The organism is Candidatus Pantoea bituminis, from assembly GCF_018842675.1.
GTDB lineage: Bacteria > Pseudomonadota > Gammaproteobacteria > Enterobacterales > Enterobacteriaceae > Pantoea > Pantoea phytostimulans.
On the sequence record NZ_JAGTWO010000004.1, the window covers coordinates 3,212,156 to 3,237,568 of the forward strand.

Consider the following 25,413-nt stretch of genomic DNA (forward strand, 5'->3'; position numbering starts at 1 on the left):
AACTTCGACATCATCCAAACGACAAACAGACCCAGAGGCTCAATACAACGTGGCTCAATTCGTCTATAGCATGCATCGCGTCGGCAAAGTGGTTCCGCCGAAGCGACATATCCTTAAGAACATCTCCCTTAGCTTCTTCCCTGGCGCCAAAATCGGTGTGCTCGGCCTGAATGGCTCGGGTAAATCTACGCTGCTGCGCATCATGGCGGGCATCGATAAAGACATTGAAGGGGAAGCGCGCCCGCAGCCAGGGATCAAAATTGGTTACCTGCCGCAGGAACCGCAGCTCAATCTGGAACACACCGTTCGTGAATCGGTGGAAGAAGCGCTGTCAGAAGTGGTTGGCGCGTTAAAACGTCTGGACGAAGTCTATGCGCTTTACGCAGAAGAAGATGCTGACTTCGATAAGCTGGCTGCTGAGCAGGGTCGTCTGGAAGAGATTATCCAGGCGCACGATGGTCACAATCTCAACACGCAGTTAGAACGTGCCGCTGATGCGCTGCGCCTGCCAGAATGGGATGCAAAAGTCAGCAACCTGTCGGGTGGTGAACGCCGCCGTGTTGCGCTGTGTCGCCTGCTGCTGGAAAAGCCAGACATGCTGCTGCTGGACGAACCCACCAACCACCTGGATGCCGAATCCGTGGCCTGGCTGGAACGCTTCCTGCACGACTTCGAAGGCACCGTTGTGGCGATCACCCACGACCGTTACTTCCTCGACAATGTCGCGGGCTGGATTCTGGAACTGGACCGTGGCGAAGGTATTCCGTGGGAAGGCAATTACTCATCCTGGCTTGAGCAGAAAGATGCACGTCTGGCGCAAGAAGCCTCTTCTGAAGCGGCGCGTCGTAAGTCGATTGAGAAAGAGCTGGAGTGGGTTCGTCAGGGTGCGAAAGGCCGTCAGTCCAAGGGCAAAGCCCGTCTGGCACGCTTTGAAGAGCTGAACAACACCGATTACCAGAAGCGTAACGAAACCAACGAATTGTTCATTCCACCTGGCCCACGTCTGGGCGACAAAGTGGTAGAAGTGACTAATCTGCGCAAATCTTACGGTGACCGCGTCCTGATCGACGATCTGACGTTCTCCGTGCCGAAAGGCGCTATCGTCGGCATTATCGGCCCGAACGGTGCGGGTAAATCCACCCTGTTCCGTATGATGTCTGGTCAGGAACAGCCTGATTCCGGCAGCATCGTGCTCGGTGATACCGTGAAGCTGGCTTCTGTCGATCAGTTCCGTGACAGCATGGATAATTCCAAAACCGTGTGGGAAGAAGTCTCCGGCGGCCAGGACATTATGCGTGTCGGCAACACCGAAATGCCAAGCCGTGCCTACGTTGGCCGCTTCAACTTCAAAGGGGTTGATCAGGGTAAACGCGTGGGTGAACTCTCGGGTGGTGAGCGTGGTCGTCTGCACCTCGCCAAGCTGCTGCAGGTTGGCGGCAATATGTTGCTGCTTGATGAACCGACCAACGACCTGGACATCGAAACCCTGCGCGCCCTGGAAAACGCCTTGCTGGAGTTCCCAGGCTGCGCCATGGTTATCTCGCATGACCGTTGGTTCCTTGACCGTATCGCCACGCACATTCTGGATTACCAGGATGAAGGCAATATCGAATTCTTCGAAGGTAACTTCACCGAATACGAAGAGTACAAGAAACGCACGCTCGGCGCAGAAGCGCTGGAGCCGAAGCGCATCAAGTACAAACGTATGATTAAGTAAGAGAAATGGCGGCAGAAATGCCGCTATTTTTTTGCCCGTTTTACGGGATAGCGTTAGCGGTAAAACGCCTTAAACACCGTTGATTGCAGCGCAAATTCAATAAACTTTGCCAGCGCAGGCGAATTCAACTTGCGACTCGGATAGACCAGCCACAACTCGTTCCCCTCCATTTCCCACTCTGGCAGCACAGGCACTAAGCGGTCATCCGCCATTGCGCCCTCGGTTAAAAAGCGCGGCAGCTGCGTAATACCTGCATCACCCAATGCGCATTCGCGTGCATACACCAAATTATCGGTCAGATGACCCGGCGGCAGCAGCCAACGGTAATACGCATCGTCCTGCTTCAGTACCCACTCATTCCACGCGTGATGGGCGATGCAACGATGCTCCGCCAGCTGTTGCGGATGCGTGATGGGCGCGTGCTGTTCAAGGTAATGTTTCGACGCCACCAGCGTGCGTTCGCAATAACCGACCCGACGTCCAATCAACGACGAATCCTGCGGCTGACCGGTGCGCAGCGCGATGTCGAATCCCTCTTGAACCAGGTCGCGTATGTCATCCGAAACAGAAACATCTAACGTGACGTCTGGATAAAGCTGCAAAAACTCAGCATTACAGCGTGCCAGCAACGTCGCGCCGATGCCTGCCGGGCTGGTAATACGCAGCCGTCCGCTGGGGTTTTCACGCAAATTAGCAATGGCCTGATCGGCACGTTCACTGGCCTGCATCATCTCCTGGCAATGCAGCAGATAGCGTTCACCGGCAAACGTGAGATTGAGCTGGCGCGTAGTGCGATTCATTAAACGGATTCCAAGACGCTGTTCCAGTTGGCTAATGCGCTGGCTGACGCTGGATTTAGGCAATCCCACCCGCTCAGCCGCTGCGGTAAAGCTGCCACATTCGGCGACTAAGGCAAACAGCGCCATATCCTGCCATTGACGAAATGCCATTGTTCACCTCAGACGAACACGCTATGAAAGATTGTCCATCTTATCATTGGCAAAATGGGGTTCTACACTTAAGTCATCAAAACAGGAGAACCCTATGACTATTCGCGCTATCGCTATCAATCCAGAAAATCCACATACTTTTATTGAAATCACTCCAGAAACGCCAACGCCGGGCGAATATGATCTGCGTGTTGAAGTCAAAGCGGCCTCAGTGAATCCGGTTGATACCAAGGTTCACAAAGGTGCCATTAAGAACGGCTTGCAGGTGCCACGCGTTTTAGGCTGGGATGCCAGCGGCGTAATATTGGAAGTGGGCAGCAAAGTCAGCAACTTTAAGCCAGGTGATGAAGTGTTCTACGCGGGTGATCTTACTCGCCCCGGCAGCAACAGCAGCGAACAACTGATCGATTCCCGCATTGTTGGTCACAAACCAAAGAGCCTGGATTGGGCAGCGGCAGCGGCAATTCCGCTGACTGCGTTGACCGCCTGGGAAGGGTTATTTGAACGTCTTAATCTGCAAAATGCCACAGCCGATCAAACCCTGCTGATCGTGGGCGGTGCAGGCGGCGTAGGATCGCTGGCGATTCCATTCGCGAAAATGCGCAGCAAAGTCAAAGTGATCGCCACCGCGTCGCGTGAAGATTCCGCACAATGGTGCCGTGATCGCGGAGCGGATCTGGTGATCAATTACAAAGACATGATCGGTGAACTGGAAAAGCACGATCTTAAGCAGGTGGATTTCATTTTCTGCCTGAACGACACCGATGGTCATTGGGAAACCATGGCTAAGCTGATTGCGCCGCAGGGCCACATTTGTACCATCGTGGAAAACGAACAGCCGTTGGCGATGGATCAGCTGAAGCTGAAAAGTGCCGCACTGCATTTTGAGTTGATGTACACCCGCAGCATGTTTAACACACCCGATATGGCGCGCCAGGGCGAGATTCTGAATGAAGTGGCTGAACTGCTGGATGCTGGAAAACTGCAAACCACGCTGAATGAGACCTTACAGGGCTTGAGCGTTGAGACATTGCAGGCGGCGCATGCGCGTGTTCTGGAAGGCCATATGCGTGGCAAAGTGGTGATGGTTTACTGATTTTTTGGCGGGATGGGTGTGGGTTGGCGGCGTTTTTAGCGTGTGTGGCTTGTCCCCATCCCAACCTTCCCCGCTTGCGGGGAAGGGGCAGCTCGCACTATTCCGCAAGTGGGGAAACGGGCAGTTCGCGCCATTCCGCCATCAATGCACAGTTCAGCCCCCGCAATGTATCGGCTTTCATCTGAGGCTAAAAACAGCGCAGCAGCGGCCATCTCTTCGGGATTACGGATTATTTTGTTCGCCCAACATCCCTTTCACCAGCTCAATGCAGCGTAGAAAACGCGCGTCGTAATCGTCCTCTTTAACGTGCAAAAATTCGATATTGTTCTCTCTCAGCATGGTGATCAACATCGATTGAAACTCACGCCGATCAACCGAACTGCCCAGGCTGCGTAAGCCGTCCGCCACCCAAGGCACATTGTTTTCAAGCAAAATGACTAAATCGAAGCGATATTCGTCGATCAGGGCCTGAACAAACGGATGTTCGCGCCCTTCGTACTTTAAACAGAACGCCTGCGTGGTGACAAAGTCGGTGTCGATGAAAGCAACTTTGTTGGCGTACTTCACCGCAAAATCGATGTACTGCGCCTGACCCAACGCGATTTTGTCATAGTCAGAATATTGCAGCGCCATTTCGTCACCGCCAAGATGCGAGAAGACGTAATCGCGACCATATTCCCAGGCGCTGGTGGTGTTGAAAATATTGGCGAGTTTATTAACCAGCGTCGATTTGCCGCTGGATTCACCGCCAAGGATCGCCACGGTACGCACAAAGAACGGCTTCACTTCGGTGGGAATGTATTCCCAGAAGCGGAACGGATCCTGGCGGATCTGCGCGCCGCTAATGCTCATAAACGATCGATTGGGATCAACCACTACCGTTGGTATGCCAAGATGCTGTTCATACATCTCTGCGTCGGGCGCTTCGCTGGTGTAAATACAGTCGGGCGCAATACCCTGTTCACTGAGGAATGATTTTACCCCTTCGCTCCAGACATCCCAGCCATGCGGGTAAGGCTCAATGCCCTCTTCATTAAAGGAGTGAATACGAATATTTTTTGGTATTTAAAGGTTTGCAATAACCAGCGTAATCGGTCGCTGACGGTAGGCTGCTGCGACATGGCGCTGTTTTCGAACAAACCGCGATCGCGCGGCTCGTCGTAACCCATAATGATGTGCAGTTCATCAACCTGGCTACAGGCGCGCTGAATCAGATAAATATGGCCGGTATGCAGCGGATAGAACTTACCAAATACCACGCCAACCGTTTTATCGCGCCGTGGAAATTCCAGGCCGAGAAAGCGGTGTAACGCTTCTAATTTTTGTGCGCTGGGGCTTTTGATTTTGGCGTTGAGCAGCTGGCTCAAATACCCTTTGGTCATGCCGCTGGCATCGGCGACTTGTTGCAGCGTGTGGCCCTGCTGGCGAATGGCCGTTTTTAGATAATCAAACGACGACATGTCGTGCCTCCTGCGTGAATAATATGTGGCGTAAAGAGAAAAGGCCCTCACGCCAACTTTCGCCTGCAAGCGGAAAAAGCGATAACCCGCTGCGGCCCGGCATGTTAACTTTCATGCCGGATGCTGAATAAACATAGCCCTTTAGCAGAATTGTGCCCTGCTCCCGCCAGCGGAAACAGGGCAGGTAAAGCTTAAAGCTCTTCTAAAATAGCCAGCGCATCGGCCAGTTTTTTCGCACTGTAAACTTTCATGCCATCGATCGGTTTTTTCGGCGCGTTTCCTGCCGGAACAATGGCGCGTTTAAAGCCGTGCTTCGCCGCTTCAGAAATGCGTTCCTGTCCGCTTGGCACCGGGCGAATCTCACCGGCTAATCCCACTTCACCAAAGATCACTAAATCCTGTGGCAAAGGGCGATCGCGTAGGCTGGAAACCATGGCCAGCATCAAGGCTAAATCCGCACTGGTTTCAGTGACCTTAACGCCGCCGACTACGTTGACGAATACATCCTGATCCGCCATCTGTAATCCGCCATGACGATGCAGCACCGCCAGCAATATCGCCAAGCGATTCTGCTCCAGCCCCACCGCAACGCGGCGTGGATTACCCATCATGGAGTGATCCACCAGCGCCTGAATCTCTACCAAGAGTGGACGCGTGCCTTCCCACAGCACCATCACTGAACTGCCGGACGTCACTTCTTCGCCACGTGACAAGAAAATAGCGGAAGGATTACTGACTTCACGCATGCCTTGCTCAGTCATAGCAAACACGCCCAGTTCGTTAACCGCACCAAAACGGTTTTTATGGCTGCGCAGCGTGCGGAAACGCGAATCGGCATCGCCGTCCAGCAATACCGAGCAGTCAATACAGTGTTCCAGGACTTTCGGGCCGGCCAGCGAGCCATCTTTGGTGACGTGACCGACCATGATGATCGCCACATCGCGCGTCTTGGCAAACCGCGTCAGGTAAGCGGCGGTTTCACGCACCTGTGCCACGCTACCCGGCGATGACTGGATATCAGCCATGTGCATCACCTGAATCGAGTCGATAACCATGAGCTGCGGCTTCTCTTGCTCGGCAATCAGGCAGATTTGTTCGATGCTGGTTTCCGACAACATATTCATGTTTTCTGTCGGTAATCCCAGACGATGGGCGCGCATTGCGACCTGTTGCAGCGATTCTTCGCCTGTGACGTACAGGGTTTTCATCCCTCCCGCCAGCTTACACATCACCTGCAACAGCAGCGTTGACTTCCCTGCGCCTGGGCTACCACCAATCAAAATAGCGCTTCCCGGCACCACGCCGCCGCCCAATACGCGGTCAAACTCTTTAAAAGTGGTCGAGAAACGCGGTAGCGCTTCAAGGCTAATTTCAGAGAGTTTTTGTACCCGGCTGGGGCCAGCGCTGCCTGCGTAGCCGCTTAAGCGCTCGTTGCGCGCAGCAGTAGGCGAGGCAGCAATACGCACCTCGGTGATAGTATTCCAGGCATGGCAGGCGCTGCATTGCCCCTGCCAACGTGGATAATCTGCGCCGCATTCATTACAGACGAATGCGCGTTTTGCCGCTTTGGCCAAATCAATACCTCTGTTAACGCTCTTCGTGAATCAGACTGCCGCTGAGGATGCAGAAAACACCCATCAAATCGGCGTGGCGAATGGTGACTTGCGTCTGCTCATTCACCTTAGGTTTAGCATGGTAAGCAATGCCCAACGCCGATGCTTTAATCATCAGCAGGTCGTTAGCGCCATCGCCCACCGCCACGGTTTGCTCCGGGGCGATATCAAAACGCTGTGCCAGCTTCTTCAGCGTGTCTGCTTTATATTGTGCATCAACAATCGGGCCGATGACTTCACCGGTCAGCTTGCCGTCACGAATTTCCAGTTCATTGGCGACGATCGCAGCCAGATGCAGCTTATCGCGCAGATATTCAGCATAATAAGTGAACCCACCCGAGGCGATAGCCACCTGCCAGCCCAGCGCTTGCAGCTTCTGTACCAGCGTGGTTAAGCCTGGCATCAACGGCAATTCATCGCGCACCTGTTTCAGAATATTGGCGTCCGCGTCTTTTAATGTCGCTACGCGCTGACGCAGGCTGGCGGTAAAATCGAGTTCACCGCGCATGGCGCGTTCAGTCACTTCGGCAACCAGCTCGCCGCTGCCGGCTAACTTCGCAATTTCATCAATGCATTCGATTTGGATGGCGGTGGAATCCATGTCCATCACCAGCAGACCTGGCGTTTTCAAATGCGGGATTTTGCCCAACGGCGCCACATCCAGCCCGGCGTCATGCGCCAGTTTGCTGGCGAACGGCGTTAGCGAACCCGCCAGGCGAATCACCTGATACTCATCCACGTTCCAGGCGCTGACGATCACCATCGCCGCACCGAGTTTATGCTGATAATCGGTCAGCTGTTGTTTATCCAGTCCGCGACCGTAAAGCAACCAGCCGGTTCGGCCAGCGCGGTAATCCAGCGGCATCACTTCATCACCGCTCAGAGAAAGGGGCAAACCCGGCCAGAGTGAAACATCGGCGGGCAGATCGCACCAGGTAAGACGATTTGGCATTAGAGCTCCTGTAGGCACAACAAAACCACGCAAGAGGCTACCTTGTCTGCGCTGCTTCTGGCAACATAATCTCCAGGCTTTCTGTTGTGACGTGACACGGGTTATCGATGGCTAAAACTGCACTGAAATTTCGCTTACATCGTACGGTGATTGTACTCATCTCGATGGCGCTGTTGGTCGTCCTGATGCAGGGCGCGTCCTGGTTTAGTCTCGGCCATCAAATGGCGCGCTCGGAACAGGTAGAAGAGCTGGCGCACACGTTAACGAATCAGGTGGCTTTCAGCCTGCAACCGTTGATGGACAACAGTGAAAATAATCGCAATAAAATTGAGGGTATCCTTGATCAGATGACCTCTAATAGCCGCATTCTTGATGCGTCGGTTTATGATGACGATGGCAGTTTGGTGGCGCACAGCGGCGAAAATATCAATGTTCGCGATCGTTTGGCGCTGGATGGCAAACGCGCTGGCAGCTATTTCAATCATCAAATCGTCCAACAGCTGAGGAACAGCGACGGCCCGCTCGGCTTTCTGCGGGTGACGCTGGATACGCATGTGTTGGTAACGGAATCACGCCAGGTCGATAACACCACCAATATTTTGCGTTTGATGATGCTGCTGGCGTTAGCGATTGGCATCATTCTCACCCGTACTTTGCTGCGCGATCGCCGTACTCGCTGGCAACAATCCCCTTTCCTGCTGACAGCCAGTAAACCCGTAAAAGAAGATCGGGATGAAGAAGAAGCCAAAGCGGAACGCGATGAAAAAGCCGAGGAAAAGCGGGTTTAAGTCGTTAACGCTTTTGCTGGTTAAGGGAGGACCAGGTTGCGCAAGCAAATTGACAAGGCTGATATGCTCCCCTCGCACGCTATCTGCTTAGCACGGCGGTGATTGACCGAATGATGATGTATTCCAATCCGATAACGCGTAAATAAAAAAACCACCCAACGCGATGACAGGTGGTTTTTATAACCCGTTTAATCATTAAAAGCAGCGTTACGCTTTAAGAATGATTTCCAGTTCTGAGAGACGTTTGATTTGCCAGTCAGGCGTGATATGCGCGGGTAACGGGCGCGTGCCATGATCCAGCCAGCAGGTTTTAATGCCTGCATTCATACCACCAAGAATATCGGACTCCGGTGTATCCCCTACCATCATCACGCGATCCCGCGGCGGATTTCCCAACAATGAAAGCGCGTGATCGAAGATCTGTGCATCCGGTTTTGGCACGCCAACTTGCTCAGAGATCACTAAGATGTCGAAGTAATCGCGGAAACCAGTACGCTCTAATCGGGTTTGCTGTAACGCGGTGAAGCCGTTGGTGATAATCCCCATCTTGACCTTACCGTGTAGCAGGTTCATCAGGCTGACAGCCCCTTCCAGTGGCGTACAGATCTCAGCCATTGCAGAGAGGAAACCGCTGTTGAGAATTTCAGGTGAGATACTGAGTTTTTCACTCCAGCCGTTAAAGCGACGCGTTTGTAGTTGCAGTGCTGAGATGGCGCCGTTCTGATAATCGACCCAAAGCGGCTTATTAACCGATTGATAGTCAATATAATCCTGATCGGTAAACTGCACATCGTAGCCAGCAAAAAGGCGCTGCAATCCGGCATACGCATCAAAATGGAAAAGGGTGTCATCGGCATCAAACAGGATGCAATCCCAGTTCTCTAACATCAAAGCTCCTTTAAATTCCTTACAGCGTCAGCGCCATGATCAAAGCATCTTCACGTCCGCTAGCGGTGGGATAATAGTTAGGGCGACGGCTTACCTGATTAAATTCGAGCTGTTCATAGAGCGCGATGGCAGGCAGGTTTGAGGCGCGAACTTCCAGCCAAAGCGTCATGACATCACGCTCAATCAGTTGATCGATTAAGTGCTGCAATAACTGGCGACCTAAGCCACGCCGCTGATAAGCGGGGTCGACAGCAATATTGAATAGTGAGGCTTCATCCAATACGACCTGCGTGATAGCGAAGGCGGCCAAATTGCCTTCTACTTCAAGTCGGAGATTTAAAAAACGTTCGCCCTGATTGCTGGCAAAAGTCTGTTCGCTCCAGGGAAAAGCATGGCTACGACGTTCAATGGCAAAAGCCTGAGCCAGATCGTCAGGGGTGAGAAAAGAGATGGCTGTCATGGTTACACATCTGTTGCCAGAGCGCGCGTTTTGCCGCGCCGCTGCTGATCAGTTCATTGAAGGAGGCGCTCGATAACGCGACGCCATTAAAGGGCTGTTCACTTTCAACGCCCAGTAGCCAGCCCGCACAATCCAGTTTTTCCGGCAGCATTTCCAGCTGTTCCGGCGTCACCATCATGACTTGTGAGCTTTGCAAATTAAGCGCATGCAGCACGTCGCGAATGATCGGCTCCTGTAAACCGGGCGCTGTTTCAGCCACAATAACTAAGCGTGTCTCCGCTGCCAGCGTGACGGCAATTTCGCCCTGTAGCACGCGCGGTCGGCGCAGTTGGTACTGCGTAATTCCCATTTGCTGTAAAAGCCAGTCGCGCCTGGACGTCATGGTGTTACCTGCTCTGCTGCCTGAATGCGACGCTATGCTAGCAAACCCATCGTACATGCGCCAACAAACCACTATAATCCCCGCTCAGATCTTACAGGAGCCCTACATGTCTGCTTTTACCCCGGCCAGCGAAGTTATTCTGCGCCACAGTGATGAATTTACCGCCCGCCACGTGCTGTTTGCTGGTGATTTGCAGGATGACCTGCCCGCTCAGTTGGAAACCGCTTCATCGCGCGTGCATACCCAGCAATATCATCATTGGCAAAACCTGAGTCGCCGAATGGGCGAGCAGGCGCGTTACGGGATGGTTGCACAAGCAGAAGACGTGCAGGGCTGCGATACGCTGGTTTACTTCTGGACCAAGAACAAACCAGAAGTGCAGTTTCAGCTGCAAAATCTGCTGTCAATGTTGCCGGTAGGCTGCGATGTGTTTGTGGTGGGTGAAAACCGCAGCGGCGTGCGCAGCGCCGAAGGCATGCTGGAAAAGTATGTAAAACTGGAAAAGATCGACAGCGCGCGCCGTTGTGGTCTGTATCACGGTCGTCTGGAGACGCAACCCGAGTTTGATGCCAACGCGTTTGGCAATACTTATCAACTCGATGATTTGACCATTCATACGTTGCCGGGCGTATTCAGCCGTGATGGTCTGGATGCTGGCAGCGCGCTGCTGATGTCAACGCTGACGCCGCACATGAAAGGTAAAGTACTGGATATCGGTTGCGGTGCCGGTGTGATTGCCGCATCCCTGCCGCGTCATTCTCCAAAGGTGCGTCTGTGGCTGTGCGACGTCCATGCCGCCGCAATCGAAGCCAGTAAAGCGACATTGGCAGCGAATGGACTGGAAGGTGAAGTGTTCGCCAGTAATGTCTTCTCAGACGTGACCGGCCGTTTTGATCTGATCCTCTCCAACCCGCCTTTCCATGAGGGTGTTCAAACCAGCCTGGACGCCGCACAAACCTTGATTCGCGGTGCGGTAAAACACCTTAACAGCGGCGGAGAGTTACGTATTGTTGCCAATGCATTCCTGCCCTATCCACAGGTGTTAGACGAAACGTTTGGCAACCATGAAGTGCTGGCACAAACTGGCCGTTTCAAAGTTTATCGTGCCGTTTACGGTCGCGGTGCGAAAGCCCGTTAAAAACCTGTTTTTGCGTTAACTTTGCTTTTGCGGTGGTGAAAACGTTGCTTTTTGCAGCGATCGTTTCATCACCGTGAAATATCTATTGACGCAATGGGTAAAATCTCTAAAATGCGCCTCCGTGGTTGTAATACTATCAAGTGTTACGGGTATGCGAAGGTGGCGGAATTGGTAGACGCGCTAGCTTCAGGTGTTAGTGTCTTAACGGACGTGAGGGTTCAAGTCCCTCTCTTCGCACCAAAATCACATATTTCATATCGCACAGCACTGCGCGAAGGTGGCGGAATTGGTAGACGCGCTAGCTTCAGGTGTTAGTGTCTTAACGGACGTGAGGGTTCAAGTCCCTCTCTTCGCACCAATGCGGTGATATGAAAAGACAACGCGATGCGAAGGTGGCGGAATTGGTAGACGCGCTAGCTTCAGGTGTTAGTGTCTTAACGGACGTGAGGGTTCAAGTCCCTCTCTTCGCACCAACGTTGTCATCCTTTCTGTTGTACTTCCCGCTATTCCCAACGCTAAACAATCATATCGCGTGAAAATTCACTGAAACTGCTGCTAATCCACCGGCTAATGCCAGGCAAGATGGCAACAGCAGGTAATGACGCAGGTGACGATTAAATAACATCACCACTGTCAGCAGTAGCGCCACAATCATTACGATTCGCCATTGGCTAAAGCTCGGTTCCCACAGCGCAAATATTGGCAGCGCTGCGCAGGGCAATAATATTCCCCACGCACTATCCAGTTTTTTCCCCATCATCCAGCTGAATCCCCACAAACCGCAGGCGGCAACCATCGCCATAACCATTGCCCAACCCCTCAAATGATAAGCATTCCCATTATCATATGACAATTATTCTCTTCCTGCAGCCTGTTTTTACTTTGCCTGGCCGGGAAGATGACAGACCAGTTGGAAAATGCTAAATTGCGGCCGATAACTCTCTTTAGAACACAGCAATAATTTGTTTATTGTCCGTCGCAGAATATTTTCTGCCGGCTTGCGCTTTGGTATTTCAGAGCCGTCAAGAGTAATTATAATGAAAATACAATCTTATGATGAATTGAAACACAGCAAATATCGGCTATCGCTGATGCTTTTATTATTTTTAAATATCGCCGTGTCGCTATTTTGTCTGGCGCCGGTGATAGGTCTGGCGAAAAGTGAAATGACGCTGCCGGTTATCCTCGTTACGCTTTTAAGCGCAGCGTTGTTAGCCCTTTATTTAATCAAGCCCAAACTAAAATTACCGCTATTAAATCCTGTTGCTTTCATTCTTGGCGCCTTGTGGGCCTGGCATATTAACTATCGCTACCATCTGGTTTTTTATTTTGATGGTAGCTTTTTGATCATCAGCTTGTTGAGCGTGTTCTTTATTAGCGCCATCGCCCTGAGTGATTATCTGCTGGCTTTCTGTCTGAATATCACGCCGCCGGTGTTAACCGTGCTGCTGCTGGACAATGGCGAACACCTTGCATTGATTTTATTGACCATCGCCCTGCCGTTGATCGGCTTCTCCTTGCAGCATCTGATGCGACGTCGCACCGATCACTTCACCCTGCGATTGATGCACCAACTTTATGAAGAAAAAGAGAATTTTAGCGATCTCAGCATGCTCGATCCGCTGACGGGTTTGTATAACCGACGCGGGCTAAAAAACCGTTTAGACAATATTCTGGATAATCATGCTGGCAGCCATTATGTGCTGTTACTGGATATCGATCACTTCAAAGCCTACAACGATAATTACGGTCATGCGATGGGCGATCAGGCGCTGGCACGCGTTTCAATAGCGATTCGTGATGCGGTACGCTCGCGTGATGTAGTCACACGCTACGGCGGTGAAGAGTTTTTGGTATTAATGACCAACGTAAATGCCTCGATAGCCATGAAACTGGCTGAAAGAATTCGTCAGTATGTGGTGGATTTAGAAATTCCTCATCGCTTTAACGAACGTGTTTCTACTCACGTTACTATTAGCGCCGGGATTGCGCCTATCTATGATAACGAATTTGATCAGGCTGTTGCGAACGCTGACCGTGCGTTATATGTGGCGAAGAATCAGGGAAGAAATACAATTCTTGCCTGGGAGGATTTACCGAAATCCAATGTCATGTCATCCAGCGAAGCACATTAATTAATGCGGCGATGGTGGGCAATAATATTGCTTTATCCATCGCTTGCACTATTCTGCCCTATAAGTTCCTATTAATGACTTAATTAAACCCTACAAATTAAACAGAATAACCAGCACGCTCACTCAGCTTGTAGATAGAATCAATAACGATTATCATTTGCTTTCTTATCTCCACTTTCCGCTGCGAGTTGGCATGGCAACTGTATCTGAACAGCAACATCGTTTTAGCGCCCAACCGGTGATTTTCATGCAAAATCATCAGTCGCTGGCGGATGTTTTACATGAGCTGATGCGCACGCAGCGTAGCTACATGCTGGAAGTGATTAAGTTTGGGCAGCCCACCATGCCAACGATGACGTTAGCGGAATGGTCCTCGTCCGATGCGTTTATCCCGCTTACCCAGCGTTACAGTGATTATCTCTATCGCAATCATCCTGAGGCCGTTCGTGAAGCCAAACCGGTGCAATCCCTGTGGGCGCAGTGGTACTTTGGCCTGCTGTTGCCACCGCTGATGCTGGCGCTATTACTTGAACCGCGCGCGCTAGACTGTTCTGTAGAGCACATACGCGTGGCGTTTCATGAAAACGGTTATCCCTGCACCTTTTGGATTGATGTGCAGGAAGATGAAGACGCGCACTATCTCAATGCGCAACAGCGTATTGATCGACTCATTCAGCAACACCTGATTCCTGTGGTGAATGGCATTGCTCAGCACGGTGACATCAACGCAAGGCTCATCTGGAATAACATGGGTTTCTCTTTCTCCTGGTTTATTGGTGAGTTGAAAACCCAGTTGGAAGAGCATGTGGTGTTACAGCTTGAACAAGCGCTGTTTTTTACCAGCCGCCTGCTGGATGGTAGCGATAATCCGCTCTATCGCACCATGCTGCCGCGTAATGGCCAGATGGTGCGTCGCAGTTGCTGTCAGCGCTACCGCATTCCTGATGTTGAGCAATGTGGTAACTGCACCCTAAATCCAACCTGATTCCTGCGCATTCTGTTACGAATTCTCTCTTTATCTCGTTTACAGCTTTCCTGGCTTATGGCAGTTTTTATGCCTTCGATTAGCCTGGAGAGTAAGATGAGTCTGGAGTCGGTCCGCCAGTTCTTTGCCGAACACGCCCCTGAAATTGACATTATTGAGATGGCAGAAAGCACCGCCACGGTAGATATGGCTGCACGCGCTCATGGCGTTGCGCCAGGGCAAATTGCCAAAACGTTGTCCTTGAAAGTCAAAGGTGAAGTGGTTTTGATTGTTACGTGCGGCGATGCACGGCTTGATAATCGCAAACTGAAAGCGGCGCTAGGCGCTAAAGCACGCATGTTAAGCGTGGATGAAGTGATCAACTGGACCGGGCATCCGGTTGGCGGCGTTTGCCCATTTGGCCTGGAAAACCCGCTCACCGTTTATTGTGATGTGTCGCTGCGCAGCTTCGATGAAGTGCTACCGGCAGCGGGCGCCATCCATAGCGCCGTGCGTATTACGCCACAGCAAATGGCCGATCTTACTGCGGCGAAATGGGTGGACGTGTGCGAAGCACGTTAAGGGGACGCTTTCGCTGGCGCACCTGAAATCTCAATGCCGCGCGTTTCGCGGCCAAACGCCACCAGTACGCAGATCAATATCGCCACCGTACCCGCCACTATCGCCATGCCCAATCCGTAATTGCCGCTGTGCGCTTCGGCAATACGTGATTGCAGCGTGGCATTCACTGAAGCAATCAAATTACCTAACTGATAAACAAAGCCTGGCAGCACCGCGCGTGCATTAGCGGGAACCAGTTCCGTCAGGTAAGTGGGCACTACGCCCCACGCGCCCTGCACCATGAACTGCATCAAAAACGCACCGGCGCCAATGGCCCATGAACCGCTGGAAAAAGCCCAAAGCGGCAACACGGGTAATGCCAGAAAGGACGCCAGGATAATCGCTTTTTTACGGCCAATACGTTCCGACAACGCACCAAAGCAAATACCGCCTAGCATGGCTGCAATGTTGTAGCTAATGGCGATGATGCTGACCGTATGCGCATCGAACTGATGCTGAACTTTCAGGAAAGTGGGATAAAGATCCTGGGTGCCGTGGCTAAAGAAGTTAAAGCAGGCCATCAACAGCACCATATAAATACACATCTTCCAGTGCTGTCGAATAATGGGCAGCAGCGCCGAGCTCTCTTTACGTTCACGCGCCGCTAACCACACCGGTGATTCAGGCACTTTGAAATAGATAAACGGCAGCAGCAGAATAGGCACCGCGCCAATCAGGAACATGCCGCGCCAGCCCACGGTTTCGAAAAACAGGCCGAAAATGATCGATGCCAGCAGGTAGCCGCAAGGATAACCCGCCTGAAAAATACCTGACATCAAGCCGCGCGAGCGGTCTGGAATGGTTTCCAGCGCCAGCGATGACGCCACGCCCCAAATCCCGCCCATCGCCACGCCGTAAATAACACGGAACGCGAGGAAAGCACCGAAGCTAGGCGACCAGGCTGAAAGTAATTCAAACAGTGAAAACAGCACGATATTCAGCATCAAGATCGGTTTTCGACCATATTTTTCCGCTAACCGGCCAAACAGCAGCGCACCAATCGGTCGCACCGCCAGCGTCAACATGATCGCTATTGATACATCAGAAACGGAGGTGTGAAAGTATTGCGCGAGGTCGCTCAATACAAACACCAAGATAAAGAAGTCAAAGGCGTCCAGCGTCCAGCTGGCGAAGCTAGCAAACGCCACATTCCGCTGGGTCGAAGTCCAGTTAAACATAGGAGTATCCTGTCTGAGAGGCTTCCGGCTCGTTGGCCGAAATTATTGTGGGCGCAACCCGTTGCTGAGTTACGAGCTTGTTAAGCTTTTGTATATATCATGTCAGAAAGGATTAGCGTGCTAACTAATTGTCAGCCTCTGCTTCAGGCTGTAAATAAGCGTGTCTGGAGATGTGAGAAGGGAAATGGGCGAGATAATCGCCCAAAAGTCAGTTTTTCAGACTGGCAAATGCCTTTTGAATAATCGCCAGCAATACATCATTATCCACGCTGTGGAGCACATGCACCAGCGCACCGCAGTGAGCAGGAATGCCAACATCAACGCGCAGCGGTTGACGATACCGCCAGCTTTTACCTCGGGTTGCTCCTTCGCGCAGTTCGATATCGACCCGATAATCGATGCCGCAAGCAACGCGCTGATTGAGTAGCCAGGCGACGACCAGCGCATCGTGGATCCAGCAGCCCGGCAGACGACGCGTACGCATGGAATAGTCAATCCACGGGCGCAACGTTTCACGCACAAACTGCGTCAGTGGATGATCAATATCGGTGAGTCGTGTGAGATCTTGCTGGGTAAGCAGGGTTTGCGTGGTGACATCCATCGGCACCAGCGTCAACGTTGCGCCACTGTGTAATACATAATGCGCGGCTTCGGGATCCACACCGAAATTGGTGTCTTTGATGTAGTCATCTAAGGCAAAGACGCCGCCCATAATAACGATTTCTGCCACGGATTCTGCCATCGCCGGATAGCGCTGCATCGCCAGTGCGACATTGGTCAGCGGCCCAATCGCCACCAGCGTGATCTCACCGGGATTATCACAAATCAGTTTGCCCATCGCCTCGGCTGCATCGTCACCGTCGGCCATAACAGCATCGGGTTGACGCACGCCTTGCCACAGCTTCACAAGCTCCAGCTTTTCAACCCGCTTATCCAGCGTTTCACGCCAGGGTGCGGGATCTTCCTGCAAGGCCTGCGTCGCGCCCTGCACCACGGGAATATCCAACCCGAGCCGGACAATCAGATCTTTTGCTACCTGCGCACCGGTTTCGCAGGGCGTGTTTCCTGCAACGGTAGTAATCAATTCCAGCGATAACAAAGGCGATGCCAGAGCCAGCGCAATCGCCAGCCCATCGTCAGTGTTGGCACCCGCAATGCCGTTTCCCGGATCACAATCAATAATAATTCTTTTCATTTTCTTCTTAGGTTAATGCTGACCTGACAGCCGCAAGATTCACCAATTTCAAGCTGATGCGGAAACTCTTCCAGCTTCGCTTCGCCATCCCAGTTTTTCAGCATGGCAATGGCGCTTCGCGCCATATCACGCAGCGGCTGGCGTACAGTGGTTAACGTGGGGACATGAAAGGCAGATTGCTCGGTACCGTTAAAACAGACCAACGCCACATCTTCTGGAACCCGAATGCCTTGTTCAGCAAAGGCACGAATACAGCCAATGGCCTGTCCTTCATTACTGGTAAATAAGGCGCGCGGCATCTGATTATTGGCGAGCATTTGCAGGCCGGCATCGTATCCGCCCTGCCGCGAATAGCTGGCAGGAAAAATCAGTGATTCATCCACCGTTAAGCCTTTTTCCTCCATCGCGTCGCGCCAACCCTGAACACGATCCTGTGCGTTCAGCATCTCTTTTGGGCCGCTGATCATGCCGACACGCTGATAACCGTGGCTCAGCAAATGCGCACAAACCTGATACGCCGCCTGACGTTCATTCACCCGCAGCATGCCAACACCCGGCTGCGGTTCAACGCGATCCAGCATCACCAACGGTGTGCCGCTGGCTTTGATCACATCAATATAGGGATGGCGATCGACGCTGTTGTAAAACAGGCCGTCAACCTGACGGTTGAGTAAACCCTGAATAAGTTCGAGTTCGCGCTTACGGTCATCGCCTGCGTCGCCAAGCAACATAACGTGACCGTGATTAAGCGACTCTTGCAGCAGCATGTGTGCCATTGAGGCAACGAAAGGATTGCTGATATTGGGCACTACTAAGCCAAAAGTCTTGGTATTGCCAGACGCCAACGCACGCGCAGCTGCGTTGAGGCCGATAACCGGTTTGCTTAATGGCATCAAGCACGCGCTGCCGGGTAGCCTCCGCCACCGGGCGCGGCCCGTTATTCACGACATAACTGACCACCGCCACCGACGTGCCTGCGACTTTTGCGACATCACTGCGTGTCACTTTACCTGTCGGCTGATTAGCCAAGGCGTCTCCTTAAATCAACGTGCGAAGCGCACCAGCACACTCCGCAGCTGAGCAAATATTGCCAGATTAAATCGCATCCTCTGGCAGGTTGAGATCGCGCCCACGCGTTTCGGGCGCAACAAAAGTAGTGAAGAATCCAATCGCCGCCATGGCAGAAAAATAGACGGCAATCGGCCACCAATGTCCGGTATAAGAGAGCATTGCGGCAGCGATCAGGGGCGCCGTACCGCCAGACAAAATTGAGCCAAGCTCTTTGGCTACCGCCATTTTAGTGTAGCGATGATTGACGCCGAACAGCTCCACGCCCCACGCCGCCTGCACGCCAAAGATACCCAGCGACGCCAGCGCCATGCCCACGACAATGACCGGGATGACAATTGCCGTCTCACGCGTATCAAGCAGCGTAAAGGCAGGCCATGCATAGATCATCAACAACAGGCAGAACACCCGGTAAACAATACGGCGACCAAAACGATCGGAGAGCCAACCCGCCAGTGGAATCACCAAAAACCCAGCAGCGAAGCTAAAAATACCGCCGTTGTTGGCACCGATTTATCCACCATCAACACTTTAGCGACATAGCCCACGATAAAACCTTGAGCAAGATAAGAAGGCCCGTTTTCACCTATGCGCAGCCCCACCATGGTCCAGAAAGCGCGGGTACGCTGCCAGAAGGGGCGGCTATCTACATCCTGACGATGCGTGGTTAGGGTTTGCGCTCGTTCAGCTTCAAGCTCCGCCTTTTTGCGCTCGAAAACCGGCGTTTCACGCAGGTTACGGCGGATCCACAGCGCTGCCAGTGCAATCACTACGCTGCTGAGAAAGGGAATACGCCAGCCCCATGCCAGCAAACTCTCCTGATCCATCTGCACCACCAGCAGCCACACCAGTGAAGCCAGCAACGTGCCGCTATTTGACCCCAGCGCAATCACAGAAGAAACCAGGCCGCGACGTTCAACCGGCGCATATTCTCCTAGCATTACCGTACCGCCAGAAAGCTCCGCCCCTGCGCCCAACCCTTGCGTGAAGCGCAGCAGCACCAAACACGCGGGTGCCCACACGCCAATGGCGGCATAGCTGGGAATTAACCCGATTAAGGTGGTTGAAGCACCCATTAAGATAATGGTAGTGACCATCACGACTTTTCGGCCTTTACGATCGCCAAGCCAGCCGAAAAAAGTGCACCAATCGGGCGGGCTATAAAGCCAACTGACCAGGTTGCAAAGCTAGAAAGTAATGCCATCGCGGGCGTCGCTTCCGGGAAAAAACATCCCCAAAGATAATGCCCGCAGCGAGGCCGTAGAGTGCGAAATCTGCATACTCCATTGCCGTGCCTAGCCAACAAGAGAACGTGGCGCGCCAGAAGTCTTTGCGGCCGGAAGAGGTATTAAACCGCGCATCGGCGGCAGAGGTGGAAGACAGTGATGCCTGTTGCTTAACGGAATGTTGTGCTGCCATAACCCTATCCCTGAAAAATGCAGTTGGATAAACGCCCTTCCGTGGGTCAATTCTCTGCTTATCAGCAGAACGGCCCGGCAGAGACGTTCAGTTGGCTAACCATGATGAAAGGTCATTAAAGAATTCCCTGGTGTTGGAATCTTATTTTCCGTCTTTACCGCCGATCTTATGTTAATCGGTCGCGTAAACCAGACGAAAGTAACATCACCATTATTGCGCCTACCGTGCCTCAAGCACCCAGAGCAATCACTGTGGCCACAGTGTATCTACGCGCGTAGATAAATCAAGCAACGTTACCTTAAAATGTTAAAATAATTTCATTATTACAACGCGTCATTTTCTTTTTTATTGCTAATTCAACCTATTAGTGACGAAATAGCGCAAATAAAAAGATTGAACGCGTCGTTAAAGAGTATTTTTTCTTATCATTAAAGGCAGTCGTAGCCTGATGCCTTTCATCGCCTGCTGTTGTCGCACAGCGCTATTACAACGTGATGACAACAGCGGTTTATTCCGAAAATACGTTAGCTGATTGGCATATGGTGACAATGCATTACCCTAAAAGGAGATACCGCAGGAGTGTTATGACGATTATTTTGATGCGACACGGTAAACCCGACCATCATGTGGGTGGACGGATCAACGCGCAGGCGCTGGCTGACTGGTGCGAAGCTTACGATCTCGCGTTGGTCAGCGATCTGCCACCTGAACGCAGCATCCATATTGCTCGCCAGGCCGCAGTGGTGGTCTGTAGCCCGCTGCCGCGTGCCCGTTCCTCTCTCGTCCAGCTCGGTTTACATCCACAGGAAATCGATGATCTCTTCAGCGAAGTGGCGATTCCGTTACTGCGATCTGAACGGGTTCATCTGCCTACCCCGGTTTGGCTGACGCTGTTGCGCTTATTGTGGCTGTGTGGCTATGCGGGAGAAACGGAATCCTTGCGGCACGCGCGCCGGCGCGCCTCACAAGCGGCTGACAAACTGATTGAACATTCCCAACGCGGTACCGTGCTACTGCTCGGGCACGGCATTATGAACAAGATGATTGCCCGTGAATTGCGTAAACGCGGCTGGCAGGCTGAAAAACATGCCAGCAGCCGCCACTGGAGTTCAGCGATCTATCACCGCCCTTTTATCTAATCCAGCTTGAAGTAACTCAGTATTTCGCAGCCCGTGCCCACGCGCGGTGTTGCAATCACTTTTCGCTGGGCTAAATCAATCACACTCAGCGTGCCATCATCTTCGTTGGCTATCAGTAACTGCTGTTTATCGGCGCTGAAGCACCCATCCATCGGTTTATTACCTACCACGATATCGCCCAACGGATTAAGCAGATCGTCAAACAGCGTCACGATCGGTTCACCATCACCTATTGCTACCAGCATTTCGCCATCCGGGCTAAAGCGCACCACCTGACAAGGTTGTTGATGACCCGGCAGCGCCAGCCGCTGACGAATGCGATGGCTTTGTCGATCGATCACATAAAGCGACGGCGCATCGGCAGCACTCGCCACCAGATAGGGATGTTTTGGTGAAGCAGCGATCCCCGCAATCGGGCCAGGCAATAAAATATTGTCAATGACGCGCCCCTCAGCTTCACACAAATCCACCACCGTGATGCTGGCGTCCTCTTCGTTATCGGTAAACAGTTTGCGGCCGCTGGGTGACAGCGTAAGGCGATGCGCATTGTGCGAGGGAATGGGGATGGTTTTTTCCACTTTGTCGGTCGCGGGATCAATCACCGCAACCATCGCGCTGTTTTCACAGCAGAGGTAAACCTTGCCGTCTCGTCCCAACTGGCCGCTGTGTGGCGCACGCAGCGGCGACATATCAATGAAACCGCTGATCTCACGACGCCGTAAATCAATCACCGCCACTTTATGACCAGGATGCGGATTGTCGCCGTGAATGCCATCACCGTAGATCGGCACATACGCTTTTTCCACGGCGTGAGCATCAGTAATTCATGTGGTCTCGGTGGAAAGGCGTTTAACTCTTGCTGCACCGCAAAAGTTTCAGGATTGAGAAACAGTACACGATTGCCTCGTTTATCTACCGCCAGCAAACCGCTCGATTCATGCTGCATATCGTCTCCTTTCTCTGTAAGCCTTCCTTAAGCGTAGACAATCACCGTTACTCGGTGCGAGCCAACCTATAGATGAGCCGCGTTAAAGCACGGAGTTAAGCTCAACTGTCCGACCTGAATGTTTGAAACCCTGCTGTAGCAGGAGAGTGCAGTAAAAAATTAAGAACTTCCTTAATTAAAAAAACGTGCAGCAGTAATAAATCTTATATAAAAGATTAACATTGGCTAACTTAATATAAATTCTTCCTGATCGATTTAATTCCGGTTTTTCCTAAAGTCTGAAAAAGAAATAGCTAATGCGTTAGGAATGTTTTATTAAGAAGGTGCAGTGCAATTTTACACAGCCGTGAGGAAACTATCGCGCGCTTAACACTGCGTCATCATCAGGGAAAACCATAATCTACCCATGCAATTCGCGTTGCAGGCATGCATATGCCGCCAAAAATGTAGCGGGTTTCATCCCTAAATAATTTGAGTTTAATCGAGGCGGCAAGCGTGTTAATACCCTAAAACTTACTGCGGTAAGTCGTTAAGGGAAGCGGGAGCAGAGCAGGCTATTTGCAGCATGAAGGATGAAGATGTTTATTTTCATTAATTCAGGTTGCAGCACGTCGGCAAGCGCGTGAATCTTTGGGCGCTTACATCAGTAAGTGACTGGGACAAAGACCGCATCTGCAGCGTTAATTTAATGGGTATAATGATAATAACAGGTGCACCATGACTCTATTTAGCCAACGTCCTGCGCATAAGTTATGGCGCAACTGGAAAAGAATATCCTTTACCAGCCAAATGCTCTGGAATAAGAAAAAACAGAGCGCAGTCCGTGCGCCTGAATATGATCCCAGGCAGGAACAGAATGTGGTGTTGATGTCGCAGCAAAAATCGTTGCCAGACATCCCTAAAATTGTCTGGATGTATTGGCACGATGACCATCTGCCAAAATCAATGGCGATAAATATTAAGAAATTACGCCAGGATAATCCCGATCACGACGTCAATATTATTACCCGACGCACGCTCTCACAATGGTTACCGGATCTCAGATTTATTTCATCTGATCTGACCCCAGCCCACAAAAGTGACATTATCAGGCTTGAGCTGCTCTATCGTTATGGCGGCATTGGGATTGATTGCAGCACGCTATTATTTGAGGATCTTTCCTGGGTACATAAAGTGCATCAGGAACGTCCAATGGATTTAATTGGATATTATCGTGAAAGCTCAACGATCAATTTCCTTTCGCCGGTGACTGAAGGTTGGTTTCTGGCTGCCGCTCCGCAAAATCCCTTTATGCGTGAATGGTTAAGGCAGCTGGCCCCCGTGAAAAACGTCGGTATCCAGAACTATTTTCAGGAAATGAAAAAGCGCGATGACTTCGCGCTGATTGTGCAGAACATTGATAATCCTTCACGTCAATTGCTGTCGCTGGCACAGCAAGTCGCGATTCGTGAATATCGCCGCATTAACTTTTATCTGCGCAAGGGTGAAGCCAACGCCTTTTTCTATCAGGGATTGCACGCCGACAACAGCGATGCTTTTGCTCGCTCCGTGCTGTTTCAGCAGCGTCCGCAGACGCCACCGCCCATCATCAAACTGACCGGGAATGAACGTCTGCATCTTGATTTTAACCTGCGGCTTGGCTTGTACAATCGCACCAGCCTGATTGGTGAGATGGTACACGGTGCGGCACCGGCGCCGCTGGCGCTGCCATCAGTAATGAGCAAAGCGCGCGCGTAACCATTGCGCAAATGTCGTTACTGCACGCGGCACCTGTGCTGCCCATGGGCGCACAATCCATAATTGAGCCGCAAAGGCATCGACGGCTTGCCAGTCCGCCAACACCTGCTGCAATGAGCCGGACTTTAACGCCTCGCTGGCGCTAAAGTCCGGTAACATTGCGATCCCCAATCCTTGCAGTGCTGCATCCCTAATCGACTCACTGTTATTGGTGGCAAAACAGCCCTGAATACGCACCTGCACGCGTTCACTGCTGTGCGTAGCAGCAAAGGCCCAGCGAGGTGATTCAACACCACGGGGATAATAGAGGCAGTTATGCTGCGCCAAATCCTCAGGCGTTTTCGGCTGGCCCTGTTGCGTTAAATAACCGGGTGACGCCACCAGCAGCGTACGTGTTTCACACAGCGGCAGCGCGACGTGGGTTTCAGGCAGGGTGTCGCTGTGGCGTATCGCTAAATCAAATCCTTCGCTGCTTAGCGAGACGATGCGATCGGTAACATCCAGTTGCAATCGTACTTGCGGAAATTCACGCAAAAAATCCCCAATCAGCGGTACTAAGTGTTGGCGGGCAAATGCAACCGGCGCGGTTACGCGGACTAAACCACGAACGGGTCCGGCGGTATCACGCACGCTGAAAAAACTCTGTTCAATGCGCGCAAAGGGCTCGCGCAAATCCTCAACCAGCTTCTCGCCTGCCGAGGTCAAGCGCACGCTGCGCGTAGTGCGCTGCACCAGCGACACACCCGCCATCGCTTCCAACTCTTTAATCTTTTGGCTCATCGACGCTTTGCTCACTTCCAGCCGTTCAGCCGCGCGGGTAAAACTGCCCTGCTCTGCCAGTATCGTCAGCCAATGAAGATGTTCCCACAGCGCATCCGTCTTCATCTCTTTCATGATGATTGTTCAATATAGTGAATAATCAATTCAGCGTACGCGCTTTTTCTTTGCGGTGGAAGCAGGCAGCATGAGGTCATCAGCCTTTAGTAAACTTCTATTAAAATCAGGGGAACCGCCATGCCTTTGCTGCAATTCGATGTTATTCAAGGTCGTTCTGAGTCAGAATTACGCACATTGTTAGACGCTGCTCATCGTGCCGTCTTGACCGCTTTTAACGTACCCGAGCGCGATCGTTATCAGATTGTTCAGGAAAATAAGCGCTATCAGATGGTTTTTCAGGATACCGGTTTAGGTTTCAACCGCAGTGACAATCTGGTGATGGTGCGCGTCTATACCAGTCCGCGTAGCCGCGAACAGAAACAGCTGTTTATGGCGGAGCTGGCACGTGAACTGCGTGAAAACTGCGGTGTGCAGGGCAATGATTTAATGATCAGCTTTATCACCAACGACAAAGGCGACTGGAGTTTCGCGGACGGCGAAGCGCAATACCTGACCGGTAAACTGTAACCTCTTCCAGCGCCTCACTGACGGTGTTTTGTGACCGCCGTCAGTGCAAATCACATCAACTTTAAACCGCCGTTAAACCATTTCCTCTTCCACTCCACAATTCTGATCGGATGTGTTGCAGCCGTGTGACAGCCAAGATAGATTGTCGAAAAAACTATTATGA

Annotated in this window: 20 protein-coding genes, 3 tRNA genes and 5 pseudogenes; 13 read left to right on the forward strand and 15 right to left on the reverse strand. The window is 52.0% G+C overall.

Translation table 11 applies throughout. The features are described 5' to 3' along the window. The first annotated feature begins 49 nt into the window (after window positions 1-49). On the forward strand, window positions 50-1,717 hold the full coding sequence (gene ettA / locus KQP84_RS18925) for an energy-dependent translational throttle protein EttA (RefSeq protein WP_215847693.1): 1,668 nt from the start codon (window positions 50-52) through the stop codon (window positions 1,715-1,717). 53 nt (window positions 1,718-1,770) lie between these two features. On the opposite strand, the gene KQP84_RS18930 is transcribed toward ettA, so the two are convergent. After that, complete coding sequence (locus KQP84_RS18930) at window positions 1,771-2,667, reverse strand: LysR family transcriptional regulator (RefSeq protein WP_215847694.1); 897 nt, start codon at window positions 2,665-2,667, stop codon at window positions 1,771-1,773. Between the two features lie 94 nt (window positions 2,668-2,761). Here KQP84_RS18930 and KQP84_RS18935 point away from each other — a divergent pair, with 94 nt between their 5' ends. Next, the gene (locus KQP84_RS18935) at window positions 2,762-3,763 is read left to right on the forward strand and encodes a zinc-binding alcohol dehydrogenase family protein (RefSeq protein WP_215847695.1); all 1,002 of its coding nucleotides are present in this window, start codon (window positions 2,762-2,764) and stop codon (window positions 3,761-3,763) included. A gap of 125 nt (window positions 3,764-3,888) precedes the next feature. Here the strand turns inward: KQP84_RS18935 and KQP84_RS25520 are convergent. The 4 genes and pseudogenes from KQP84_RS25520 to serB all read right to left on the reverse strand — a co-directional run. Further along, a pseudogene (locus KQP84_RS25520) lies at window positions 3,889-3,984 on the reverse strand (SDR family oxidoreductase); the annotation flags it as partial. Between the two features lies 1 nt (window position 3,985). Then, a pseudogene (gene nadR / locus KQP84_RS18945) lies at window positions 3,986-5,223 on the reverse strand (multifunctional transcriptional regulator/nicotinamide-nucleotide adenylyltransferase/ribosylnicotinamide kinase NadR). A 191-nt stretch (window positions 5,224-5,414) separates the two neighbouring features. After that, on the reverse strand, window positions 5,415-6,797 hold the full coding sequence (gene radA, locus KQP84_RS18950; protein WP_215847696.1) for a DNA repair protein RadA: 1,383 nt from the start codon (window positions 6,795-6,797) through the stop codon (window positions 5,415-5,417). A gap of 13 nt (window positions 6,798-6,810) precedes the next feature. Further along, window positions 6,811-7,788 (reverse strand): phosphoserine phosphatase, encoded by a 978-nt coding sequence (gene serB / locus KQP84_RS18955; protein ID WP_215847697.1) that lies wholly within the window; start codon window positions 7,786-7,788, stop codon window positions 6,811-6,813. A gap of 107 nt (window positions 7,789-7,895) precedes the next feature. Here serB and KQP84_RS18960 point away from each other — a divergent pair, with 107 nt between their 5' ends. Continuing rightward, entirely contained in the window at window positions 7,896-8,576 is a 681-nt protein-coding gene (locus KQP84_RS18960) for a YtjB family periplasmic protein (RefSeq protein WP_215847698.1), read from the forward strand. Between the two features lie 207 nt (window positions 8,577-8,783). Here KQP84_RS18960 and yjjG read toward each other — a convergent pair whose 3' ends face one another. From yjjG to KQP84_RS18975, 3 genes are read right to left on the reverse strand one after another with little or no spacing between them, the layout of a single operon-like run. Continuing rightward, complete coding sequence (gene yjjG, locus KQP84_RS18965; RefSeq protein WP_215847699.1) at window positions 8,784-9,464, reverse strand: pyrimidine 5'-nucleotidase; 681 nt, start codon at window positions 9,462-9,464, stop codon at window positions 8,784-8,786. Between the two features lie 19 nt (window positions 9,465-9,483). Then, the gene (gene rimI / locus KQP84_RS18970; protein ID WP_215847700.1) at window positions 9,484-9,924 is read right to left on the reverse strand and encodes a ribosomal protein S18-alanine N-acetyltransferase; all 441 of its coding nucleotides are present in this window, start codon (window positions 9,922-9,924) and stop codon (window positions 9,484-9,486) included. Beyond that, the gene (locus KQP84_RS18975) at window positions 9,896-10,306 is read right to left on the reverse strand and encodes a DNA polymerase III subunit psi (protein ID WP_215847701.1); all 411 of its coding nucleotides are present in this window, start codon (window positions 10,304-10,306) and stop codon (window positions 9,896-9,898) included. The genes rimI and KQP84_RS18975 overlap by 29 nt, the downstream gene beginning before the upstream one ends. A gap of 106 nt (window positions 10,307-10,412) precedes the next feature. Between KQP84_RS18975 and rsmC the strand changes: the two genes are divergently transcribed. The 4 genes from rsmC to KQP84_RS18995 all read left to right on the forward strand — a co-directional run bounded on the left by rsmC (window position 10,413) and on the right by KQP84_RS18995 (window position 11,917). After that, window positions 10,413-11,444 (forward strand): 16S rRNA (guanine(1207)-N(2))-methyltransferase RsmC, encoded by a 1,032-nt coding sequence (rsmC, locus tag KQP84_RS18980; protein ID WP_215847702.1) that lies wholly within the window; start codon window positions 10,413-10,415, stop codon window positions 11,442-11,444. 153 nt (window positions 11,445-11,597) lie between these two features. Further along, a tRNA-Leu gene (locus KQP84_RS18985) sits at window positions 11,598-11,684 on the forward strand. Between the two features lie 31 nt (window positions 11,685-11,715). After that, window positions 11,716-11,802 (forward strand) — tRNA-Leu (locus KQP84_RS18990). 28 nt (window positions 11,803-11,830) lie between these two features. Then, a tRNA-Leu gene (locus tag KQP84_RS18995) sits at window positions 11,831-11,917 on the forward strand. 50 nt (window positions 11,918-11,967) lie between these two features. On the opposite strand, the gene KQP84_RS19000 is transcribed toward KQP84_RS18995, so the two are convergent. Further along, window positions 11,968-12,252 carry a DUF1435 domain-containing protein gene (locus KQP84_RS19000; protein ID WP_215847703.1) on the reverse strand — a complete coding sequence of 95 codons (285 nt, stop codon included), beginning with the start codon at window positions 12,250-12,252 and terminating at the stop codon, window positions 11,968-11,970. A 229-nt stretch (window positions 12,253-12,481) separates the two neighbouring features. Between KQP84_RS19000 and KQP84_RS19005 the strand changes: the two genes are divergently transcribed. From KQP84_RS19005 to KQP84_RS19015, 3 genes are all read left to right on the forward strand, one after another. Beyond that, window positions 12,482-13,579 carry a GGDEF domain-containing protein gene (locus KQP84_RS19005; protein ID WP_215847704.1) on the forward strand — a complete coding sequence of 366 codons (1,098 nt, stop codon included), beginning with the start codon at window positions 12,482-12,484 and terminating at the stop codon, window positions 13,577-13,579. Between the two features lie 193 nt (window positions 13,580-13,772). Then, window positions 13,773-14,564 carry a siderophore-iron reductase FhuF gene (fhuF, locus tag KQP84_RS19010; protein WP_215847705.1) on the forward strand — a complete coding sequence of 264 codons (792 nt, stop codon included), beginning with the start codon at window positions 13,773-13,775 and terminating at the stop codon, window positions 14,562-14,564. Between the two features lie 96 nt (window positions 14,565-14,660). After that, window positions 14,661-15,125: a YbaK/EbsC family protein gene (locus KQP84_RS19015; protein ID WP_215847706.1), complete on the forward strand. Its 465-nt coding sequence runs from the start codon at window positions 14,661-14,663 to the stop codon at window positions 15,123-15,125. Here the strand turns inward: KQP84_RS19015 and KQP84_RS19020 are convergent. From KQP84_RS19020 to KQP84_RS19035, 4 genes and pseudogenes are all read right to left on the reverse strand, one after another. Then, a complete protein-coding gene (locus KQP84_RS19020; protein ID WP_215847707.1) occupies window positions 15,122-16,342 on the reverse strand; it encodes an MFS transporter in 1,221 nt (406 codons plus the stop codon). The two genes, KQP84_RS19015 and KQP84_RS19020, sit on opposite strands and share 4 nt — an antisense overlap. Before the next feature lie 208 nt (window positions 16,343-16,550). After that, on the reverse strand, window positions 16,551-17,537 hold the full coding sequence (locus tag KQP84_RS19025) for a nucleoside hydrolase (protein ID WP_215847708.1): 987 nt from the start codon (window positions 17,535-17,537) through the stop codon (window positions 16,551-16,553). Further along, a pseudogene (locus KQP84_RS19030) lies at window positions 17,534-18,566 on the reverse strand (LacI family DNA-binding transcriptional regulator). Before KQP84_RS19030 ends, KQP84_RS19025 begins: the two are co-directional and overlap by 4 nt. Window positions 18,567-18,632: 66 nt before the next feature. Then, window positions 18,633-20,024, reverse strand: a pseudogene (locus KQP84_RS19035) (MFS transporter). 584 nt (window positions 20,025-20,608) lie between these two features. Between KQP84_RS19035 and KQP84_RS19040 the strand changes: the two are divergent. Further along, the gene (locus KQP84_RS19040; protein WP_215847709.1) at window positions 20,609-21,163 is read left to right on the forward strand and encodes a histidine phosphatase family protein; all 555 of its coding nucleotides are present in this window, start codon (window positions 20,609-20,611) and stop codon (window positions 21,161-21,163) included. Here the strand turns inward: KQP84_RS19040 and KQP84_RS19045 are convergent. Beyond that, window positions 21,160-22,109, reverse strand: a pseudogene (locus KQP84_RS19045) (beta-propeller fold lactonase family protein). The gene KQP84_RS19040 and the pseudogene KQP84_RS19045 overlap by 4 nt on opposite strands. Window positions 22,110-22,826: 717 nt before the next feature. On the opposite strand from KQP84_RS19045, the gene KQP84_RS19050 reads away from it, so the two are divergent. Continuing rightward, the gene (locus KQP84_RS19050; protein ID WP_215847710.1) at window positions 22,827-23,846 is read left to right on the forward strand and encodes a glycosyltransferase family 32 protein; all 1,020 of its coding nucleotides are present in this window, start codon (window positions 22,827-22,829) and stop codon (window positions 23,844-23,846) included. On the opposite strand, the gene KQP84_RS19055 is transcribed toward KQP84_RS19050, so the two are convergent. Next, a complete protein-coding gene (locus tag KQP84_RS19055; protein WP_215847711.1) occupies window positions 23,820-24,740 on the reverse strand; it encodes a LysR family transcriptional regulator in 921 nt (306 codons plus the stop codon). The two genes, KQP84_RS19050 and KQP84_RS19055, sit on opposite strands and share 27 nt — an antisense overlap. A 120-nt stretch (window positions 24,741-24,860) precedes the next feature. Between KQP84_RS19055 and KQP84_RS19060 the strand changes: the two genes are divergently transcribed. Next, on the forward strand, window positions 24,861-25,250 hold the full coding sequence (locus tag KQP84_RS19060) for a tautomerase family protein (protein ID WP_215847712.1): 390 nt from the start codon (window positions 24,861-24,863) through the stop codon (window positions 25,248-25,250). Window positions 25,251-25,413: the final 163 nt, after the last annotated feature.

Excerpts from the sequence above, each read along its gene's own strand:
- KQP84_RS18935 (WP_215847695.1), top strand. The coding sequence starts at position 2,762 with ATGACTATTCGCGCTATCGCTATCAATCCAGAAAATCCACATACTTTT.
- rimI (WP_215847700.1), bottom strand. The coding sequence starts at position 9,924 with ATGACAGCCATCTCTTTTCTCACCCCTGACGATCTGGCTCAGGCTTTT.
- KQP84_RS18930 (WP_215847694.1), bottom strand. The coding sequence starts at position 2,667 with ATGGCATTTCGTCAATGGCAGGATATGGCGCTGTTTGCCTTAGTCGCC.
- rsmC (WP_215847702.1), top strand. The coding sequence starts at position 10,413 with ATGTCTGCTTTTACCCCGGCCAGCGAAGTTATTCTGCGCCACAGTGAT.
- fhuF (WP_215847705.1), top strand. The coding sequence starts at position 13,773 with ATGGCAACTGTATCTGAACAGCAACATCGTTTTAGCGCCCAACCGGTG.
- KQP84_RS19060 (WP_215847712.1), top strand. The coding sequence starts at position 24,861 with ATGCCTTTGCTGCAATTCGATGTTATTCAAGGTCGTTCTGAGTCAGAA.
- KQP84_RS19020 (WP_215847707.1), bottom strand. The coding sequence starts at position 16,342 with ATGTTTAACTGGACTTCGACCCAGCGGAATGTGGCGTTTGCTAGCTTC.
- KQP84_RS19025 (WP_215847708.1), bottom strand. The coding sequence starts at position 17,537 with ATGAAAAGAATTATTATTGATTGTGATCCGGGAAACGGCATTGCGGGT.
- KQP84_RS19000 (WP_215847703.1), bottom strand. The coding sequence starts at position 12,252 with ATGGTTATGGCGATGGTTGCCGCCTGCGGTTTGTGGGGATTCAGCTGG.
- KQP84_RS19015 (WP_215847706.1), top strand. The coding sequence starts at position 14,661 with ATGAGTCTGGAGTCGGTCCGCCAGTTCTTTGCCGAACACGCCCCTGAA.
- serB (WP_215847697.1), bottom strand. The coding sequence starts at position 7,788 with ATGCCAAATCGTCTTACCTGGTGCGATCTGCCCGCCGATGTTTCACTC.
- KQP84_RS18975 (WP_215847701.1), bottom strand. The coding sequence starts at position 10,306 with ATGACGTCCAGGCGCGACTGGCTTTTACAGCAAATGGGAATTACGCAG.
- KQP84_RS19040 (WP_215847709.1), top strand. The coding sequence starts at position 20,609 with ATGACGATTATTTTGATGCGACACGGTAAACCCGACCATCATGTGGGT.
- KQP84_RS19005 (WP_215847704.1), top strand. The coding sequence starts at position 12,482 with ATGAAAATACAATCTTATGATGAATTGAAACACAGCAAATATCGGCTA.
- KQP84_RS19050 (WP_215847710.1), top strand. The coding sequence starts at position 22,827 with ATGACTCTATTTAGCCAACGTCCTGCGCATAAGTTATGGCGCAACTGG.
- KQP84_RS19055 (WP_215847711.1), bottom strand. The coding sequence starts at position 24,740 with ATGAAAGAGATGAAGACGGATGCGCTGTGGGAACATCTTCATTGGCTG.
- KQP84_RS18960 (WP_215847698.1), top strand. The coding sequence starts at position 7,896 with ATGGCTAAAACTGCACTGAAATTTCGCTTACATCGTACGGTGATTGTA.
- yjjG (WP_215847699.1), bottom strand. The coding sequence starts at position 9,464 with ATGTTAGAGAACTGGGATTGCATCCTGTTTGATGCCGATGACACCCTT.